Genomic DNA, 19,395 nt, shown 5'->3' with positions numbered 1-19,395 from the left:
TTAAAGAGAATTTTTTGACCCAAAACCTCTTGTGATTGTTAACTGTTAACTGAAGACTGAAAACTATAAAATGTTAGATTTTAAACCCCCTAAACCGAGTACAACCGCAATTCAGGTTGCGAAAGCACTTATGCCGCTTGTCAACCGCTTGTGTTTGAAGGGATTGGCGTTGGATGTTGATGCGGAATCTATTGCCCGTCTAAAAATGACAGATGGCTACCCTACCGTATTAGCACCCAATCATGCGGCACGTGCCGATCCTGCCGTTACATTCCTCTTGTCCAAAGAACTCTCTCAGCAGTATTACTACCTGACTGCACGGGAGACCTTTGACAAAGGAAGATTCGGCGGTTTACGCAGTTTTCTGTTGCAACGGTTCGGTGCTTATTCAATTGTGCGGGGCACCGCCGACCGAAACGCCTTCCGCACAACGCGGGCACTCCTATCTGAAGACAACGCATCCCTTGTTATCTTCGCGGAAGGGGAAATTTCGCTGCAGAATGACACTGTTATGCGCTTTGAGAGGGGGATTGTACAACTCTGTTTCTGGGCGTTGGACGATATGGCGAAGGCGGAAGTCAGCAAACCGCTTTATGTTGTTCCTATCGGGATCAAATACCGTTATCCACAAGACATGTGGGGCGACATTGATGCTGCCCTCACAGAATTAGAGGAGAGCATTCTACCACCTGCCGAACGAAAGTCGGTTGAACGCTATGATCGGTTGCGACGCATCGGTGTGACAATGTTCAGAACGCTTGCAGCCGAATATCAATACAAGGTGGATGAAACCGTACCGCTTGATGTACACATCCAAAGAATGAAAGAGCACATTTTATCCCATGCTGAAAGAATCATGGGGATCGACACTAACGCTGATGTACTCACAAGGGTCCGGGCATTGAAAAACTTGGTCGATGCTGAAGTCTATAGAGACATTGATCAGATGACCGAATATGAACAGAAGATACATGAGGAGCTGCTCCAGAAATTTCAACAATTCTATCCAGATTTGGAGCGGTTAATTAATTTCATAGCAATTTCGGATGGGTATGTTGCTGAAGAGCAGTCGCCGGAGCGATTTCTTGAAGTGATCATCCGTCTGGAGAGAGAAGTCTTTGGTACGTCAAAAATGCGGGGTCCAAGGGTCGCATCCGTCCGTGTCGGTGAACCCAAAAATCTCCGAGAATATTACGATACCTATAAGGCACAGAAAAGAGAGACAGTGGAGCAGATAACCCTTGAACTTGAGACAGTAGTCCAGGATTTGGTCAGGGGTATATCATAATTCAATAGTTTCAGGACTGACGCAGAATGCTCTTTTGTAGCATAACCTGTTAGGTTGTGCATCCAAAACGCTTGTGTTTCTCAGGGCATCTTCCTCTCACAAAGTGTCCTGCCGCCAAAATTGCGTAAGTCCTAAGTTTAAAAAATTTGGAGAAAAACATGGCAAAAAAATTGTCAATTGGAAGTTGGGCTTACGCGTTTGGGCCCTATGAAGATAACCCGATTCCGTTTGATACCGTCGTCAAGACACTCAGCGAACTTGAATTTGATGGTATTGAAATTGGAGCGTTTAAACCGCATATTGACATTAACGACTATCCCATGAAAAGTGAGCGGGATGCCGTCAGGGGCTTAATCGCCTATTACGGTTTAGAGGTCTCTGGATTGGCGGCAGATTTCTGGTCGCACCCCGGGCCCGCTACAGATGAGGCACAAGAGGACGATAGGTATTACAAACTCTTCAAAGAGAGTCTCCAGCTCGCGTTGGACCTCGGCTCACCGGCTATCCGAGTCGATACAGTGAGCGATCCCGAAGCAGGCGTGGAGGGCGTTGAGCGTGAGGAAGCGTGGGATCGGATCGTTTCCGTCTGGCGGCGCTGCGCGCAAGTCGCTGAAGATCATGGTGTGCTGATGCTCTGGGAATTTGAACCCGGATTTATGTTCAACAAACCCAGCGAGATTATTGAAATGCCGAAGGCAGTCGACCACCCGAATTTCAAGGTGATGTTCGATACCTGCCACGCACAAATGTGTGCCGTTGTCGGTGCCAGGCAGCCCGGAGAACAGGAGACACTCGGTGAGAATGGGGTCATCGACCTTGCACGGCAACTGAAAGGGCAAATCGGTCATTTCCACCTTATCGATTCCGATAATACGCTCCATGACGACGAAACAAGCACACACGCGCCTTTCGGAGATGGTGTCCTCGACTTTGACGCGATTATTCCAGTCATCATGGAAGAGACTGGATACGACGGCGATTGGTTCTCCATCGATCTCTGTTTCTGGCCCAATGCTTGGGATGTCACGGAAGACGCAAAGAAATTCCTAACACCCTATTTGGAAAGGTATTAAGGGTTAGATGCTTAATCTGCGTTCATTGGATTCCCTAATTGACTTGGCGTTTGCGGAAGATATTGGTATTGGCGATATAACGACAGAGGCAACAGTGCCGCCTACGCGGAAGGGTATAGGAACCCTACTTGCCAAGAGTGACGGTATCGTCGCAGGACTACCGGTCGCCGAACGCGTCTTCGCGAAATTGGATGAGACGTTGGGATTTCGAGCCCTTGTCAGTGATGGGGATGCAGTGAAGGCAGGGACCCCGATTGCTGAAGTACAAGGCAGTGCCAAGGCGATTCTGATAGGTGAGCGGACTGCTCTTAATTTCCTACAGCGGCTTTCAGGAATAGCGACGCTCACGGCACAATTTGTGGAAGCCGTCTCTGACTATGATGCCAAAATAGTGGACACTCGGAAGACTGCAGCCGGATGGCGCGCGGTTCAAAAATATGCTGTCCGCGTCGGCGGCGGTTCCAACCACCGTTTTGGTCTCTACGACGGGGTGCTAATCAAGGATAACCATATCGTTGCTGCTGGTGGTGTTCACAATGCCGTGCGGCGGGCACGGGAGATTGTTCCACATACGGCGAAGATAGAGATTGAAATTGAGACCGTTGACCAAGTTGACGAGGCATTGGCAGCAGGCGCGGACATCTTACTCCTTGACAATATGCCGCTTGGCATTATGCGAGGCGTTGTTCAAGAGGTAGGCGATCGGGTGATAACTGAAGCGTCAGGTGGGATTATGCTGGATCGGGTGCAGGCTGTCGCAGCGACAGGGGTGAACCTCATATCTGTTGGAGCACTCACTCACTCGGCGATGCCGATGGATATTAGCCTTACCTTGACACTCGTTGAATCGTAATCGGATAAAAAAGGCATGAATGAGACACTACGTCTGAAAGGAAAATTATGGCAGCTACTACTTATGAGAAAATTGAACCTACGACAACAAAGCTCGGCTGGATTGGCACCGGGGTCATGGGACGCTGGATGTGTCAACATCTAATGGATTTGGGATACGCGATGACGGTCTATAACCGAACGAAATCGAAAGCGGATCCACTTCTGGAGGCAGGCGCAGCGTGGGCAGATTCGCCGGAAGATGTTGCAGCGACTTCCGATATTATCTTCACAATAGTCGGATTTCCACCGGATGTCCGGGAGGTCTATCTCGGCGATAACGGCATCTTGAAGGGTGCGAAGTCTGGAAGTATCATCGTTGATATGACAACAACCGAGCCGTCACTGGCGCAGGAAATTTATGCTGCAGCGCAGGCACAAGATGTTTCGTCGGTGGATGCTCCTGTTTCGGGCGGCGATGTCGGAGCCCGAGAAGCACGCCTCTCGATTATGGTCGGTGGGGATGAGGCTGCTGTGCAAGCTGTAATGCCGCTCTTTGAGGCGATGGGTAAAAATATTGTGCATCAAGGTGGCGCAGGCGCGGGACAGCACACCAAAATGTGTAACCAAATTACGATTTCTGGAACGATGATTGGGGTCTGCGAAGGGTTGATTTACGGCTACAGAGCCGGTTTGGATTTGGAGACGATGTTGTCCTCAATTAGCGGTGGCGCAGCGGCGTGTTGGTCCCTTGATAACTTAGCACCACGGGTGCTGCAACGCAACTTCGATCCCGGTTTCTTCGTGGAGCATTTCATCAAAGATATGAGTATCGCTTTGGACGAGGCACGCAAAATGAATTTAAGTCTACCGGGTTTGGCGTTGGTACATCAACTTTACACGGCAGTACAAGCACAAGGGCACGGTAGATTGGGAACCCAAGCCTTGATGTTGGCATTAGAGCAGATGTCCGGTGTCGAGATAGATTAGTGTTTGGTCCGAATTGTAGGATGGGTTTGTAACCCTGATTGCGATTGGCACAGTAATTAGACCGACTACTGGTGCGGTTTGCTACCGCACCAGCGTCATGTCTGGAGAACCTGCCAAAACGATCCTGTCAGTTATGCCGAAACAGGCTCCAAACGCATCGGCATGATAAGGGTGAGATAGTTGTCCGTGCCAACGGGTTTAATAAGGACAGGATTCAACTCGCCTGAAAATTCAATTGACAAAGACTCAGTTTCGATATGGGCGAACGCCTCTACCAGCAACCGTGCGTCAAAACCGATTCGGACGGTTCCAGTGCTCGACTCAACCGGCAATGTTTCGTGTGCTTCACCTAATTCGGGGGTCTTCGCGGAGACCCGAATCTGTTCTGTATCAATCTCTAAAGAGATGGAAAAGTTTTTTGGGTTTGAGAGCACAGCGACCCGCCGAGTTGCACGGAGGATATGTTCCTTTGAGACGGTTGTCTTGCCTTCGCTGGTTTCAGGGATGATTTTCTGATAACTCGGATATTCGCCGTCGACAAGTCGGGTTGTTAAAGTGGCATCTCCGTCGGTAAAAAGGATTTGATTTTCAAAGACAGAAACATTAACTTCGCCAGATTCCGCAAACGTCCGTTCAATCTCTCGGACGGCTTTAAGTGGGACGATAAATCCCTTGGCTTCGCCGGGAGAGTTAAGGGGTTCGCAGTGTGCAAGGGCGAGGCGTTTGCCATCGGTAGCGACGACTTCGGTTTTCTCGTCAAGGAAATTAAAATAGAGTCCGTTTAGGAAGTATCGGACCTCCTCTGTGGAAGCTGCGAATTCCGTTTTTTGGAGAACGTCGCGCAACGTTTCTCCACCGATAGCGACAGCATTACCTTCAACAGAAGGGAGTTGTGGGAACTCTTCATCGGGCATCCCAATAATTTTGTAAACACCGTCCCCGCAGATGAGCTCAACGCGATCGTTGGCGGTAGTTGCGAGATCTATCGGTTTATCGCTGGGGAGCTCTTTGACGATATCGCCCAATTTTTTCGCAGAAACGGTAATTGCTCCCTCCTCTGTAACCTTGCCTTCGACCTTCATTCTGATACCGATTTCGAGGTCGGTTGCCATACATTCGATACTGTTCCCTTCCGCGTGGATGAGAACATTTGAGAGGATAGGTAAAGTGTTCCGTCCACTCGCAACGCCTTGTAGTACCTGTAGGGCATACAGGAGATCATCTCTTTCAAAAGTTAGTTCCATGCCAATTTCTCCTTATTCTTTGTCTATACGATAGATGCGATTTTCCTTAAAACGTAAGGCACCTCTACATAAAAATTTGTGTTAAACAGTGCAGTGGCAGCGCCAATGACGAAACCTGATAATTTCTCGCCGAAAGGTTTCGCCTATCCAATAAAAATCTTGACAACCACCTACATTTAGTATAACATATTATCACGGATATAGCATAGAAAAAATTATAGATTTCAACATAGGGTAGGTTGCGACTCGCAAGATAGACGCTAACACCCACTCCAATCTACAATTCTAAGTTTTCTAACCAAAATATACACCAGAACGATTTAGTTTTTAGGTGCTCGGGCCCCACCTGTTGCTGGTGAGCAGCGAACAGACACCTAAGGCTACTGAAAAACTAAGTTACTTTCGTCCTTCTCCTAAAGATATGCAAAATACGGATCGGCATTCCTCGCAGCGGATTGCAAAACGTGCGGTATTAATTGGCACGGTTCTCATTATCGCGAATAGCTACTGGATAGCGTATGTAGAAATGATCTGGCATACCGCACATCTGACGACGGTTGCAATGTCTGTCAATGTGATGTTTGGCATTTTGATGATGACACTGCTGAACATGGGGGTCCAGCGTATTTTTCCGCGGGTCGCGCTACAGCCGCGCGATCTGCTTGTGGTTTACAGCATGCTCGCTGTGGGCAGCGCGTTTTCCGGACACGATTGTCTGCCACGCCTTATGGGACTGATACCTTACGCGTTTCGCTTCGCGACCCCAGAGAACGATTGGGAGGCATTGCTCTTCCATTATCTTCCAGAATGGCTTGTGGTAAAAGACCCAAGAGCGGTCAACGATTTTTATGAAGGCGAGGTCAACTTTTTTACAGAAGGGTATGTACAGCACTGGATTGTACCGATACTCTCTTGGTCGGTGGTTATTTTCCTGTTGATGATGATCTTCTTGTGTTTGACCTCTATCATCCGCAAGCAGTGGATAGAAAACGAAAAGCTGGCGTATCCGATTATCCAAATCCCACTTGAGATTACGACCAACCGTCGCATCTTTTTTAATCGGTTGCTCTGGTTTGGCTTCGCGATAGCCGTGGGCATCAACCTACTCAACGGATTGCAATTCTTTTTTCCCGTGCTTCCGCACATTCCTGTCAGAGAATATAACCTTAATATCTATTTTACCCAGAAACCGTGGAACGCAATGGGCAGTACACCCTTACGGTTTCATCCCTATCTCATAGGCTTCTCTTTTATTTTACCCTTAGACTTAGCGTTCTCGTGTACGTTTTTCTACCTTATGAAGAAAGTCCAGCTCCTATTCGGAAGTGCGGTAGGTATAGCAACATTACAAGGCTACCCGTTTTTAGGAGAACAGGGGGCAGGGGCGTTATTGGCACTCCTCGCGATTGCGTGCTGGTATGCCCGACATCACTTGACATCTGTGCTAAAACAAGTCGTGCGTCCGAATCGCGCTGAGTCGCGAACTGAAGCAATCTCGCATCGGAGTGCTGTCATAACGCTTGGAGTCTGTGTACTGCTCCTCGCAATTTTTTGTGTTCGTAGCGGAATGACGCTCTGGGCGTTTGCAATTTTTATATGTGTTTATCTTCTGATTGTGGTCGGATTGACGCGAATGCGGGCGGAACTGGGGCCACCAATCCACGCTATCGGTTATCTAACACCGCAATATATGATAATTTCGCTGCTGGGCACGCGACGTTTACGAGCGGGAAATCTGACAATGCTCTCGTTGTTGAATTGGCTCAGTGGCGCAAGTTACGCCTCTTTCCGGACGCATCCAATGCCCGACCAATTAGAGGCGTTCAAGCTTGCCGAGCGCACAGGTATCCGAAACCGGACAATGTTCGGCGTATTGGTCATTGCGAGTCTCGCCGGTATCTTATCGGGACTTATTCTCTATCCGTATGCGATTTATAGTGAGGGGGTTGCCGCGGGTTCGGAGCAGATCCATGCCGGTGGTGCGGATACCTACAACTTTCTTTCGTCGTGGTTGGTGAGCCCGAAGCCGACAGACTGGCTCGCAACCTCGGTGTTAGGGTTAGCCTTTGCGGCGAATTTGGGGATTATATTTTTGCGGTCGCGTTTCGTGTGGTGTCCCTTACATCCAGCTGGCTATGTGATTGGCGTTGCACCGGGAACGACGGATGTAATCTGGTTTCCGTTGTTCATTGCGATGGTGACAAAATGGATTATCTTACGACTCGGCGGTATCAATGCGTATCGGAAAGCAGTACCGTTTTTCATCGGTTTGGTGTTGGGCGAGGCTTTGATGGGATGCTTCTGGCCCCTGTTAAGCCTTGTGCTGAGGTCGGCGGTGTATAGCTGGATATAGTTTTCTGCTTTGAAGTGCGAACCGATGCGTTCAGGGCTATGGCGCGTTTGAGGCGTTGAGAGTAATTTCACATGTCAAGTTGCCTTGTAAACGGACGGGGACGCGCACACCTTCCTGTGTGAGATAGAGCGTCTCTGGTGTGAGGGTATCAACAGTGCCGTGCAAGTGGAGGTAAGGATCGATCGAACGGTCTGCGATAACGTCTGATAATCTTTCACGCAGTGTCGTGAGTTCTGCTTCTAAAGGAAAAAGAAGCTTTTCTTCAACAGTCGTGCGTAGATTTGGGAAAATCCCTTCGCCTACATGTTCAGCGACTTCTAAGAGTAGGCTTTGGGTTGTCAGAGAATAATCGAATTCGGTGACAGAAAGCGATGTTGTGGTTGCGTTATACACAAGTGTTCCGAGCATGTAAAGCTGCCCGTTTGCTCCGAAAGATGGCATGCTAAATCCAACACCTGCCGCCAGCTGCGTACCGCTACCGTGGAGTGTTAAATTTTCAACGAATGTGTCAACACCTTTGAGTTTGTGTGTTTTTTCGACATGCGGCTTGGCGAAGTTTTCAATAGTAGCGTAAGTTACGTCGATTGGCGCGATAATATGGTAGCCGGATTCGAGTGAATCCACGAAATGAATATTCGGCAAATCGGCGCGGGGACCCACGTGGGAGACTGAATCGGTTGAGGTCTCTCCGATGTTGGCTTGAATGTACGTTTTTATGCCGAAGCTGAGGAAGAGCATCTCTCCATCGCTTGATAGGTTTTCTGACAGAATTTCCAGCGGCTCCATGATAAGAACGATTGGAGGCGTTTGTTTTAGGACCATCGGTTCATAGAGTTTTGCCCATAAACCCGCAACTCGCGTTTTTATATCTATACTGGTGATATATTTGACGATGAGATCCTCTAATTTCGGAAGGACTTTCTCTCTGACCAATTCGGTAAGAATCCGGCGGACTGAGACTGTAATCCCCAAAATTTCAAGTTCTGCTTTCTGAATAGAGATGTCAGAGGTAGTTTTTGTGGTAATGCGCCAGTCAGGATTAAGCGTTGGTGTGAGGGTTAAAGATGCCGTCGCTTTCCCTTCAAAATTTTCGCGTTTTTCGAGGACCTTCCCAAAAATTTCCTTTGAGACGCGTATCCAACCGTTGAACCGAAACGGACTTCGGACTGATACCGTTCCATCAGCCGCGCTTGTCATTGTCAGCGCATCGAGGTGTAAATTGATAGAGGCATCAATAATGCCATCTTTCCACTTGATCGGCTTACTGAGATAGTCTTTGAGGACGGACTCCGTTAATTGTTTGACATCTTGTATTGGCAGGTCTGCTTTCGCAACAATAGTTGAAGGGATAGGGGGCGGTAATGGCACGGGTGTGACTGCTCGCGGGGGTGCCGGTGCTTTGAGGGTAAGGTCCGACTTTCGTGGCAGCAGCAAGAATAACGTGATTAGCATTAAAACGGCACCAAGAAAGATCGCACCGACAATCAGTTTTTTCTGTTTACTCATGCTTGAAGCCTCGGAATGCCGCTTGAGATTTTGTGTTTTCGCTCAATACGAAATGGATGGATGTCAAAGTGGGTTTCGCCGTTAAGGACAAGCTCGCTCATGATGCGTCCGACAAGAGCACAGAACTTGAAGCCGTGTCCTGAGAAGCCTGCCGCAATCAGGATGTCTGAGCGGTCTGGGTGTGTGTCGATGATAAAGTCTTCGTCTGGTGTTTCAGTGTAGAGACAAACTTCGGCGTGTGTGGCTTTTCCAAGTTCTGGGATGCGTTCTTGCACGTAAGCATCTATATGGGCAATGTAATCCGCATCGGGTGTGCGATCGCGCGTATCAGGAGAGATAATCTCACCCCTTCCGTGACGCGCAATTTTTAATCCGCCACCCGTATCAAAAGAGCCGAAAGCCGGGATACCGTAAATAAATTCCCCATCTACTGTTGATTCCACGAAAACTGGGAACCGGTCTGGCTGAAAACGGTCGATATTTGTGGGTTGGTAGTAGCAGACTTGTTGTTTTGTAACGGTGAGTGGAAGCTTCAGTTCTGTGAGAAGAATACCCGCCCACGCTCCCGCCGTCACGACGATTTTTTTTCCCTGAAACTGATCGTTTTTAGTCTGAACAGTTGGAACATCCGTTTGCCAGTCAACCTTGATTACTGGGGTCTCTTCTTGAACCGTTGCGCCGTGTTTTTCTGCCAGTTGTAGATGTGTAGCGGTGCACGCAGCGGCGCGGAGGAAACCGGTATCCTTCTGCCAGAGAACGTCCATATCCTTCACGCCTTGAAATTGCGGGAAACGATCTGCTAATTGTGTCCCGTTCCACCACTCAGATTCGACACCTGAGGCATCTAAGCTTTGTTTTGTCGCCCGTCCGTAGGGGTTTCCCCTTGCACCGAAACCAACACTCCCTGTGATGAAGAGGAGCGGTTTCCCCGATACGGATTCCAGATCGCGCCACTCGGCATAAGCGGTTTTCATCAACTCGGTATAGAAAGGCTTATCGTAAAAGAAACGGATAATCCGAGTTTCTCCGTGTGAGCTGCCGAACTTATGTCCGCGCTGAAACTGTTCTAAGACAAGGACATCTGCCCCCGATTTAGCAAGGTGGTATGCCGTTGCGCTGCCCATTCCACCGGCACCAATAACGATTGCGTCGTAGATGTGAGTGTTCATAGTTTTTGGTTGTTGGTTATTGGTAACTGAAAACTAACAACCAATAACCAGGAACCATTAAAATGGATTTGGCACGGTCGTGAAGTTCTGATACCGATCTTCGCCGCGCAGTAGGATCGGTTTCCACGGACGTTTCAGTGAGTTTTCTTCTGCTTGTTTCACGGATGGATCAATATAGCGGATTGTGAGACCGCATCGCCGACGCGTAGAATGATTCGGTAGACTGCCGTGAATCATCTGTCCGTGGTGGATGGACATCTCTCCCGCTTTCAACACGAGATCAACGGCACTGTCTGCTTCCGATTCGGTGACAGGAACTTCCTGATTGATGCTTAGCAGATTGCCCGCCTGTTCAGATGTGCCGTGTTCTTGGATACCGCGCTGATGGCTTCCGGGAATTACCTGCATACAACCGTTGCCGGTGTCGCTGTCATCTATCGCATACCAAGCCGTAATCGCGTCCGGGGGTTCAAGACCCCAATATGTCACATCTTGATGCCATGCAACAAACTTGTCGCGAGGTCCATATTTGCAGAAAAAGTGGGTCGCTAATAACATAACATCGGGACCAATAAGTGCTTCAATAACATCTACAATCTTTGGATGCGTTGCGAGGTCCCAGATAAATTGATGGTCAAAGTGCCAGTCAATAAGACCGATTTCACATATCTCTTTGCCAACTTCTGCTTCCAATGCATCGTAGGCACGTCTATGCTGTGTCGCTTCAGTTTCATTAGAAATAGGAATACCGGTCAAAAATCCGTCTTTTCGGTAAAGTTCGGCGAGTTGTGGGTTTTTCGTTTCCATTTTTTTATTCTTCCTTGCGATTGGGTCAGAGGAGTTCTGGGATCTTGCACTGTCGAAACCATTGTGAATCTTCCGGTGGCGATTCATCTGGATCTTTCATTGTCTCAAAAGTCTTCAAAGCAGGTGACACTGTTTCTGCCCATATTCGTTCGACTTCCTCAAAAGTTACCTGTTGACGGTCAGAAATATCCGCTGCTGCGTAAGCCTCCAAGAGTTCCTGCATCTTTTGTCCGAGCCATGCGACTTCATCGTTCACCATCCGTTCACCGATACGTCTGTCTGACTCGAAGGCATTCGCGCCCATAGCGAAATGCGGGCTGCCTGCATCAGTTTCGGGCATGCGTGACATGTCAACGCAGTCGGGTTCTAATGCCCATAGGAGTGATGTTTCGACTCTACCGGCATGGTCTCCACCGTTACCTTGTTGATCAAATCCGGGTGTGTTCGCCTCGAAATCAGGGAGTCCGTAGAGACGCATGGCGAAGTGCGGTTGAATTAGAGAGAGGAGGGTCTTGAGGTCTTGCCAGTTGGGTCCATAGTGTCCTGTGAGGAAGATGGCTGCGTGAAATCCGAGTGCATCGGCAGCGCGGACGTGGTAGCAGACGTTTTTGAAGTGTTGCCATGCAGGCATTGCAGTGAGCCAGCTCCGCACTTCGCCGACACTTCGATATGCCCAATTCGCATACATCCCGTGTTCGTGGATGTGCCAGTAGTCCGGGGGTGCGACAATGCCGCCGTGGGTTTGTGCCGCGCGACAAGCGATTGCGTGTGCTTTGAGCGCATCCAATCCTACAGTGTTTTGGGGGCCGTGGGGTTCGCACAGACCGTAAGTGAAATAGACAGTGGGGCATTCATCAAATGCTGCTTCTAATTCATCAGGGAACATCCGTTCCCAACGTACCTCTTTTCGCATGTGTCCTTCCTTTTGGAACATTATTGGTTATTATGGTGAATTACGAAAATACATTTACATTTCAGTTCTTTTTGTGTAGGAGAGATTTCCGAGTCCCGACGGCTTCTTGCTGATACGTAATGTATAGGTAATTCTGAAATCTACCGTAGTTGCCGGTTTAACCAAGGATATATTTTTTTAAGGATGTGTAAAAATAGATCCTTTTTTCCGTTTAGAGACTATGTTATCAGATTATCGGAACTACTTCAAGCGTAAATTATTTGACAAAAAGAAAAACACCTGATATAATATTAACACTGTTAATTTAGATGACTCTGTAAATCAAAGATGAGGTGATGGGTACTAAAAAACCGTGAACAAGGGAAAAAATCACTGTTTTGATCGGGTTTCTTCTCGGTCGTCCTAAAAAACCATTAAGGAAAAACCTGTCTAATAAGGATAAAAACATGAAATCAATAATTGCTGCTGTGTCAGGGGTCGCAATCGTGGGGCTGTTGTGGATTTTCTTCAAACCGCCCTTCGGTAAGAACATTGTTCACCTGAACACAAATCAACGGGTTGTCGCGCTTACCTACGATGATGGCCCGAGTCCGTCTTATACCGATCCCTTGCTGGATGTCCTCGCCAAACACGATGTTAAAGCCACTTTCTTTATGATCGGGAATCGGGTCAAACAGCATCCTGAAACGGTTCGCCGCGTGATCGCTGAAGGACACCAGATCGGTAACCATTCCTACAGTCACCCTGTACTGGGTTTGCTGCCGCCGTCCCAGGTCCGACGGGAAATTGAACGGACGGATGCCCTGCTTCGGCAAATCGGAGTAAAGGGTGAGATTGTGTTTCGGGCACCTGTGCTAACAAGGTTTCTGCCGGTGGCGTGGGTGCTCGCGAAGCGGGATCGCGCACATGTGAGCTGCAATGTATGGAGTTGGGATTGGATAACACAGAACCCAGACAGAATCACCAAAACGGTGTTGAAGAAGGTAAAGCCGGGTTCCATTATCGTCCTACACGATGGGAAAGGTGTCTATGGGAATGCCAAACGTCTGGGGACCGTCGAGGCAACAGACAGGATCATTACTGCCCTTAAACGGGAGGGATACACGTTTGTGCGGGTATCGGATGTCCGCCGATGAATATGAGGAACATACAATGAAAAAACGAAATCTATTCCAAAGCCTCTTTTTTTCCGCAGCCGAGTTCAGAAAATATTGTCGACTTGGCCTGTTGCCGCTATTGGTGCCCAATGTCTTTCTATCGGGATGCGCAGGGACGCTTGGCGACACTGTTGATTCCATGGTATCTGCCGCCGCGGGGTTTTGACAGGCTCCGTGCCGTTGGATATTGAGTTCTACCGCATGGTGGATGGTCACTACCTTGACGCGCCGAACGCTATCCGCACGGTCAAATTATATCCTGGCGACAAAACAGGTGAACGGTCCACCTTATCGTCTGTGCTGATCGGAGATGTGAACGGCGATAAACGCGCGGATCTATTAGTGCAGCACGCACCCCAAGAACTGCACGTTTTCATGGGTGTGTCAGGGCCTGATGTATTCACCCAGGAGCCTAAAAAAATAGCAGTCGCCACCCCTTTTGATGAGCGACACACTTGGCTGGTAAATTTGAATAGGGACGCTAAGCAGGATGTTTTGATGTATCATCCATCCACCACCGAACCGCATCGGGTGACACTGCTGGTCGCCCGGTAACTTTCCACAATCTGAAGGAGCTTTCTTGTGAAATGCTTACGATGTTTAGGGTGTTTGTCAATTGTGTGGGGCCTTGCGCTTAACGGCTGCGGTGCTAAACATTCTGTGCAGATACCATTTGCGGCAGAGCACCCAATACATCTTCAGGCAAAAGCCGCTGCGGAGTTGGATGCTAAACGCGATACAGAAGTACTGATGTCTTTTGCCACAGGCATGGGTGCAACTTTCGCCGCAGCGATGTGCGGTTTGATGACGGGATTCATCGCCGACTTGACGCTTGGAGATGGGGAGGACGAGCTTTTTTATCTAACGGCTGCGGTAAGTGCTGCGGGTGTCTTCAGTCTGCTATTTCGATATCATATCCGCCCACCGTATCCGCAACCTGAGAGACTGATCGGGAAATCGCCGGAATATGTCGCATTTTACGCCGATGCTTATCAGGAGAGGATGCGAACCTATAAAATGAAGTCAGTTGTTGCGGGCGCGCTTTCCGGTTGTATAATGCTAATAGGGGGAGTCGCTGTGATTGCGTCTCATATAGATGCCGAGCGGTGATAATCGGTTGAAGTGTGAGTGTCCCAACATACTCTGTATATATCCAATAACCGACAACTAATATTCTATATTTAAAGTTCTACAAATCTTTTTGGCACCGGTAAGACGGGGTTGCAATTCAAATGCCATCTTCAAAACGATGCGTGCTTCGGGGAGTCGATCGATTTCCACGTAGAATTCAGCGATTTTTTTGTACATCCATGCGGTTTCACGTTTCGGGAGTTTTAGTGCGCGGATCTTGGTTAGGGAAATGTGATGTGCTTGATCGTATCCATCGGTGCTGAAATGGTAGAGATAGATGAACTTGAGGCGTTCCTTGACCTCTCGGGTGAAGTGTCTGAAACAGGGACGTTTCGCTTCGGCGGACAGGAGGGATTCGTACATCAACATTGCCTGCTTAATTTTTCGGTGCCGCTCGAAAGTGGAGGACGCATCTCCGTTGGAGAATCCGAGGGACTGGTACGCTTCGGCAATGAGGAATTCACAGTCGCGACTTTCTTCGTAGCTAAGGAAATCGTCGATGCGCCACGCTTTGCCTGTTTTCTTTTTAGTATGACACAACTGCTCGTATAAAGAGATACCGGTTTCGTAGTTTTGATGGAGGAGTGCTTCGAGCAGGAGTTCTAACTTGGCATAACTCTGGTTGAGTTTACTGAGTTTTTCGAGGTATGCTTCGCGCGCCTTACGCTGACGTTCAATTGTCTGTAGCTTTTGATCGTAAGCCGATTTCTGTTTTTTATTCCGTAAGGTGTTGTATGCCCTACACACCTCACGAAACATCTGCTCAGCAAAGGCAATCTGTTCCGGATTTTTATCGGGATGGTAGCGTTTTGCGAGTCGCCGAAAGGCGCGTTTTATTTCAGAAGCGGTAGCATTCCGCTTGACCTCTAAGATTTGATAATAGTCTGGAATTCGCATGATAAATACAACGTTTCTGATAGATACGGTATTTATAATTCCATAGATTCCAGAATTTGTCAAGGGAAAAATAAGGGAATTCAGGGGTCTTTCAGTGGCTGTGGGTGTCCTATGTTTTCGGCAGTGTATAGACCCCTCGCCGAATTTTTACAATTTCACCGAGGGCTACAAGGCGCGTAAGTTCTGTGTTTATTGCTTTTGGATGTCCTTGAATCGCATCCGTTAGTTCCCGTGTTTTTTTGTCTCCATCGGCGAGAAACGCGAGGATTTGCTCGCGGAAAGGGACACGTGCGAGTTTCCCACCCCTGAGTCTTCGTAACACTCGGTTCGCCTGTCTTGGGGAGCATCCCAGAATCCGCTCTACCTCTTTTCTGGGGGATTCAGGTGTCAGATTGTCGCGTTCGGTCTCAAAACCTTGGCGTGTCGCTATTACCTCTGAAAGTTTATCTAAGCCACCGGCAACCTCCAAATCTGCCCAGTCAAAAAGGTGCGTTTCAGGTCTGTCGGTAATCTCGGGAATCCGCAAACCCGTAATCAACATAACTTTCTTATTGGTTTCCAAACGGTTCAGCTGAGCGAGTGCTATAATCTCTGTGAATATATGGGCGACCGCTTTTTCACAAACGCTCTGGACGCGTTCGTCTTTGTAACGGTGGGACTCAGGGTCCATTTCATAAGAGAGGGGTTCCTCATCGTTTCCGAACAAGATCCGACTGCGCTCCAAAATGGCGCGTGGTCCTACTTCCGGCAAGCCAACTATCCAGATGACCTCTGCCTCTTGACAAGCCATTTCCAATCCTTCCATCCATCGGAAAGCTGTCAAGAAACGGACGTTCTCATTTTTCGCGATATCCTTTAACTGTAACAGTGAGTAAACATGGGTTATAATTCCATGCTTAATGTTCCGATCCCTTTCAATTTCAGCTTGAATCCGCCAAAAAATGTCCTGTCCTGTTTCAGACACCCCGAGAACGTTCCAAGTGTTGTCGAGTTCTAAGATTGTCTCCCGTGGATAAATACCGGTGCGAACCTGAAAAACACAGTTTCCGGGAACCCAGGCCATCGGTTGGGCGGGAAGGATCTCAACTTCCTCATCCAAGAACGCTCGATGTAGGTGTCTGCCATGGAGAGCCGAGGAGGTGACCAACAGGTGTCTGATGCCCGGATGTAGGACCGGCGGCACCCAAAATTGTAGCACTTCGTCTTCCCATCGCATCGGTGCATCAGCGTCTCGGGTGTAATATGCGAAGAAACCCTTGAGTTGATGCCAAAACGTCCAGTTTGGGTCCCCACAAACCGTTGGAAACGCCTGAATATTTTCAACAGTCGATGCATCCAAGATACCCAACCTGACGGCATCCGCTATTGACATCAGGATTTTTACCTCTTCGTTAGGCACAAAAGCGTCGGGTCGAAAGAAGGGCAACCCTTCTGCCGCCAGTCTCTCCGCAGCCGCAGCGTCTAAAGGAATGTAAGCAGAAATCCCGCCTTCAAACTCGATCGTAAAGCGTGCTAATTCCTCTTCGGTCTCGGCATCAATAGTCCCTCGCTCGACCACTCTCCCCTGTACCTCAACATGGCACATCTGTTGAATGATTTCTGCTTCCAACCATTCAAACGTCTGTGTCACTGTTCGCAGGCGTTTGATGGCGTTGGCATGGGATTTGTCTCTGATTGTTACTGCATTCAGTAGGGCTATGGCGAAATTGCCTAAAGCACTGCCTTGCCAGTTGGCAACCCACGCCTCCAATGTGGTTTTTGATAGATTGCATTCAAGAAACAGTTCAGTCTCTCTCATGGAATTGGTAATACAAAGCCGATGTGTTCCATCGCGCGCTTCGAGAAGTTGTTCCACTGTTTTTGCGTATTGTGGGTCCAAAAACAGTTGGGAATCCTCTAATATTTGTGCTTCGGAAGTTTGTAATGTAGAGAATTGCGATAGATAGCCACGCTCTTGACATGTTGTATAGACGGGGCACTGTGGACAGATAATTTCGTCTGGATTCCCGCCCTTTTTCTCAAGTGCTTCGCACCGCTCAGGATCCACGCAGACGTTTCCACGTTGAAAGGGAGCTGCTATACGCATGGCGATGGGGGTATCTTTCACTTGATCCCAGAGATACATCCGATCCCGCCACCGTGGGACCGATCCCACATTTCGCTTTTCAAGAAGTTGTTCCGCTTCTGCCGCAAGTGCGACGTTTGAGACGTTTAAACAGATTGCCTCATTATTCTGCAGAAACGATTCTACTTCAGGATCTTCCTCTGGAGCTGTATCGGAAATAAATCCAAGAACGCGCACGTTTCTATCGAAAGCATGCTGCACCTGAGTGCTAATTGCTTCATCTGTCTCATGAATCTTTTCTGGAGGTGTCGGCTTCTCTAACACCGGCCGAGGGCGTTTTATTCCCAGTGGACTGAGTGTCCCTTCCCGAACGGCAAGCACCTTATCATCTATCGGCAGCCCCGTCGCGGGGAGCGGCGGCAGGATACCCGTATCCTTCCAAACATCTGTGATGAGCGTTGCCTCCGTAGGCAGCCCCGTATTCGCTGTAGAGGCACATATCCACACGCCACCCTCGCGCTCCCACAATGATACCTCTGTGTTGCCAATCTCCACTCCCTGCCGTCTCCAATAGTGAAATCCATCTTCTTGTCTGGCGTAAGAAAATCCGCGCTTGAAAAACGCCTCTTTGGCGAGATCCAGTTTACCCGATCCGAGAGAGTAGGGTGCTTCGGAAATGTCCTCCTTGTCTTGGACGCTTTGGGAAACAGGTTGGTGAAGTTTCGCGCGAAGGGCATCGAGAGGTGCAAAGAGGAGTTCTTTAGAAATCATAGGTGGATCTAACAGATTTCCGAGTAGGATTTCATAACGCGCATCCCAGCAATTGTATCCTTTCTCACCAACAATCTCAAGATACGCGTCAGGTCGGTGTAGATTCTCTGCTGTCAGGTCCCCTTTATAGACATACAGTTTTGCCTGTTTCGTGTTCGGGTGCAAGTACCCCGGTATCCTGCAAGAAAAGCGGAGTCCCCCAGACTTTGACATCGTCAACAACGGGTTCGCAACAGCATCAATAAGTGATTGAACGCAAAATAGAACGGCGTTAGGTGCGGCACAGATAGCTTCGTAGGTAAAGTCGATGTCGTGCCATGATGCGCCATCGCGTGCGGAGGGGATACCCGTATACACTTGAATCCCCCACGATTTCTGCCATTGTATGATATCCCAGTCTGTCGCCTGTTGGCGTTTCAAGAACCGATTACCCCCAAAACTCCGAGGTGGTCGGTCGGTTCCAGGGGCACGCCCTATCGGCATGAAGGAAATGCCTGCTGCCTCCAAGTCTTGGAGCATTACAGGATATCTATGTGCACAATGGGCTGTGAAATAGTAAGGAAGCCCTTTGTACAACGGAGGCGTTGCGGTCGTCCTCCGTTGCTTAAGTGGCTTCTCATGCCGTTCGTGGCAGCGTACGATCATATCTTGCAAGATATCGGTTGTCATAGACATACCTCCTCACTACAGGGACGGCTCACACACGCTAAAGCGTATGGACCTCTGCATCTCCTCGCCGCTTAGTGCGACAATGATAGTAGGGTTTAAGAAATTAATCAAGATAAAAGCCAAACTTTATTATCAAGTAGCAACTTGGGTTAATATAGAAATAACCTGAAGAAACTTTTTCGCAATTTCCCTGTTTTTTTTAAAAGAACTTTTCTCACAAAAACCGGGTAAAATCCTAAAGTATTATGCCCGCCTCAAGCAAAATCAACAATTTTTTCGGATATAATACCAATTCTAATTGATAATTCCTCTTAAAAGGTTGACTATTTTTCAGCGATGCTCGGTGCGGTTAGAAACCGCACCTACCGGGTGTGGTGTGAGTGGGTTCGGTTAATGCGAGATAAACTTTTAGAAATGGTATAACTTGCTTTTTCCTTGAAAATATCGTATACTTTTAATGGTTATGTTTAGCATGTTTTAGCATAATCTTCGGTGTCAAACCCCCGTCCTTTAGGTCGGGGATGTAGACAC

Annotated in this window: 15 protein-coding genes; 8 read left to right on the top strand and 7 right to left on the bottom strand. The window is 48.5% G+C overall.

From position 1 onward, the window contains the following. The first annotated feature begins 70 nt into the window (after window positions 1-70). From OXN25_22635 to OXN25_22620, 4 genes are all read left to right on the top strand, one after another. Window positions 71-1,288, top strand: a complete 1,218-nt coding sequence (locus tag OXN25_22635) for a 1-acyl-sn-glycerol-3-phosphate acyltransferase (GenBank protein MDE0427662.1) — start codon at window positions 71-73, stop codon at window positions 1,286-1,288. 158 nt (window positions 1,289-1,446) lie between these two features. Continuing rightward, window positions 1,447-2,361, top strand: coding sequence for a sugar phosphate isomerase/epimerase (locus tag OXN25_22630; protein MDE0427661.1), 915 nt, complete (start codon window positions 1,447-1,449; stop codon window positions 2,359-2,361). 7 nt (window positions 2,362-2,368) lie between these two features. After that, window positions 2,369-3,214, top strand: a complete 846-nt coding sequence (nadC, locus tag OXN25_22625; protein MDE0427660.1) for a carboxylating nicotinate-nucleotide diphosphorylase — start codon at window positions 2,369-2,371, stop codon at window positions 3,212-3,214. Window positions 3,215-3,261: 47 nt separating this feature from the next. Further along, window positions 3,262-4,182 carry an NAD(P)-dependent oxidoreductase gene (locus tag OXN25_22620; GenBank protein ID MDE0427659.1) on the top strand — a complete coding sequence of 307 codons (921 nt, stop codon included), beginning with the start codon at window positions 3,262-3,264 and terminating at the stop codon, window positions 4,180-4,182. Between the two features lie 131 nt (window positions 4,183-4,313). Here OXN25_22620 and dnaN read toward each other — a convergent pair whose 3' ends face one another. Continuing rightward, the gene (dnaN, locus tag OXN25_22615; GenBank protein ID MDE0427658.1) at window positions 4,314-5,426 is read right to left on the bottom strand and encodes a DNA polymerase III subunit beta; all 1,113 of its coding nucleotides are present in this window, start codon (window positions 5,424-5,426) and stop codon (window positions 4,314-4,316) included. A gap of 355 nt (window positions 5,427-5,781) precedes the next feature. Here dnaN and OXN25_22610 point away from each other — a divergent pair, with 355 nt between their 5' ends. After that, on the top strand, window positions 5,782-7,779 hold the full coding sequence (locus OXN25_22610; protein ID MDE0427657.1) for a hypothetical protein: 1,998 nt from the start codon (window positions 5,782-5,784) through the stop codon (window positions 7,777-7,779). Between the two features lie 36 nt (window positions 7,780-7,815). Here the strand turns inward: OXN25_22610 and OXN25_22605 are convergent, their stop codons facing one another. From OXN25_22605 to OXN25_22590, 4 genes are read right to left on the bottom strand one after another with little or no spacing between them, the layout of a single operon-like run. Beyond that, the gene (locus OXN25_22605; protein MDE0427656.1) at window positions 7,816-9,285 is read right to left on the bottom strand and encodes a DUF4403 family protein; all 1,470 of its coding nucleotides are present in this window, start codon (window positions 9,283-9,285) and stop codon (window positions 7,816-7,818) included. Continuing rightward, window positions 9,282-10,454, bottom strand: coding sequence for an N-methyl-L-tryptophan oxidase (gene solA, locus OXN25_22600; protein ID MDE0427655.1), 1,173 nt, complete (start codon window positions 10,452-10,454; stop codon window positions 9,282-9,284). Before solA ends, OXN25_22605 begins: the two co-directional genes overlap by 4 nt. A 57-nt stretch (window positions 10,455-10,511) precedes the next feature. Continuing rightward, on the bottom strand, window positions 10,512-11,261 hold the full coding sequence (locus tag OXN25_22595) for a phytanoyl-CoA dioxygenase family protein (protein MDE0427654.1): 750 nt from the start codon (window positions 11,259-11,261) through the stop codon (window positions 10,512-10,514). Between the two features lie 25 nt (window positions 11,262-11,286). Beyond that, a complete protein-coding gene (locus OXN25_22590) occupies window positions 11,287-12,174 on the bottom strand; it encodes a creatininase family protein (GenBank protein MDE0427653.1) in 888 nt (295 codons plus the stop codon). 446 nt (window positions 12,175-12,620) lie between these two features. On the opposite strand from OXN25_22590, the gene OXN25_22585 reads away from it, so the two are divergent. The 3 genes from OXN25_22585 (at window position 12,621) to OXN25_22575 (ending at window position 14,441) form a co-directional block, all read left to right on the top strand. Then, entirely contained in the window at window positions 12,621-13,310 is a 690-nt protein-coding gene (locus tag OXN25_22585; protein MDE0427652.1) for a polysaccharide deacetylase family protein, read from the top strand. 201 nt (window positions 13,311-13,511) lie between these two features. After that, the gene (locus OXN25_22580) at window positions 13,512-13,886 is read left to right on the top strand and encodes a hypothetical protein (protein MDE0427651.1); all 375 of its coding nucleotides are present in this window, start codon (window positions 13,512-13,514) and stop codon (window positions 13,884-13,886) included. 27 nt (window positions 13,887-13,913) lie between these two features. Then, the gene (locus tag OXN25_22575) at window positions 13,914-14,441 is read left to right on the top strand and encodes a hypothetical protein (protein ID MDE0427650.1); all 528 of its coding nucleotides are present in this window, start codon (window positions 13,914-13,916) and stop codon (window positions 14,439-14,441) included. A 57-nt stretch (window positions 14,442-14,498) separates the two neighbouring features. Here OXN25_22575 and OXN25_22570 read toward each other — a convergent pair whose 3' ends face one another. Together OXN25_22570 and OXN25_22565 are read right to left on the bottom strand one after the other, a co-directional pair. After that, window positions 14,499-15,359, bottom strand: a complete 861-nt coding sequence (locus tag OXN25_22570) for a DnaJ domain-containing protein (protein ID MDE0427649.1) — start codon at window positions 15,357-15,359, stop codon at window positions 14,499-14,501. Between the two features lie 109 nt (window positions 15,360-15,468). After that, window positions 15,469-18,864 carry a hypothetical protein gene (locus tag OXN25_22565; GenBank protein ID MDE0427648.1) on the bottom strand — a complete coding sequence of 1,132 codons (3,396 nt, stop codon included), beginning with the start codon at window positions 18,862-18,864 and terminating at the stop codon, window positions 15,469-15,471. Window positions 18,865-19,395: the final 531 nt, after the last annotated feature.

Source organism: Candidatus Poribacteria bacterium, from assembly GCA_028820845.1.
Taxonomy (GTDB): Bacteria; Poribacteria; WGA-4E; order WGA-4E; family WGA-3G; genus WGA-3G.
Note: the sequence above shows the minus strand (reverse complement) of the source record. Positions and strands in the feature narration are given on the sequence as shown.

What these genes read in the sequence shown, in the direction of transcription:
- OXN25_22590 (MDE0427653.1), bottom strand. Translation starts at nt 12,174, where the DNA reads ATGCGAAAAGAGGTACGTTGGGAACGGATGTTCCCTGATGAATTAGAA.
- OXN25_22570 (MDE0427649.1), bottom strand. Translation starts at nt 15,359, where the DNA reads ATGCGAATTCCAGACTATTATCAAATCTTAGAGGTCAAGCGGAATGCT.
- OXN25_22620 (MDE0427659.1), top strand. Translation starts at nt 3,262, where the DNA reads ATGGCAGCTACTACTTATGAGAAAATTGAACCTACGACAACAAAGCTC.
- nadC (MDE0427660.1), top strand. Translation starts at nt 2,369, where the DNA reads ATGCTTAATCTGCGTTCATTGGATTCCCTAATTGACTTGGCGTTTGCG.
- OXN25_22605 (MDE0427656.1), bottom strand. Translation starts at nt 9,285, where the DNA reads ATGAGTAAACAGAAAAAACTGATTGTCGGTGCGATCTTTCTTGGTGCC.
- OXN25_22635 (MDE0427662.1), top strand. Translation starts at nt 71, where the DNA reads ATGTTAGATTTTAAACCCCCTAAACCGAGTACAACCGCAATTCAGGTT.
- dnaN (MDE0427658.1), bottom strand. Translation starts at nt 5,426, where the DNA reads ATGGAACTAACTTTTGAAAGAGATGATCTCCTGTATGCCCTACAGGTA.
- OXN25_22595 (MDE0427654.1), bottom strand. Translation starts at nt 11,261, where the DNA reads ATGGAAACGAAAAACCCACAACTCGCCGAACTTTACCGAAAAGACGGA.
- OXN25_22565 (MDE0427648.1), bottom strand. Translation starts at nt 18,864, where the DNA reads ATGACAACCGATATCTTGCAAGATATGATCGTACGCTGCCACGAACGG.
- OXN25_22585 (MDE0427652.1), top strand. Translation starts at nt 12,621, where the DNA reads ATGAAATCAATAATTGCTGCTGTGTCAGGGGTCGCAATCGTGGGGCTG.
- OXN25_22630 (MDE0427661.1), top strand. Translation starts at nt 1,447, where the DNA reads ATGGCAAAAAAATTGTCAATTGGAAGTTGGGCTTACGCGTTTGGGCCC.
- solA (MDE0427655.1), bottom strand. Translation starts at nt 10,454, where the DNA reads ATGAACACTCACATCTACGACGCAATCGTTATTGGTGCCGGTGGAATG.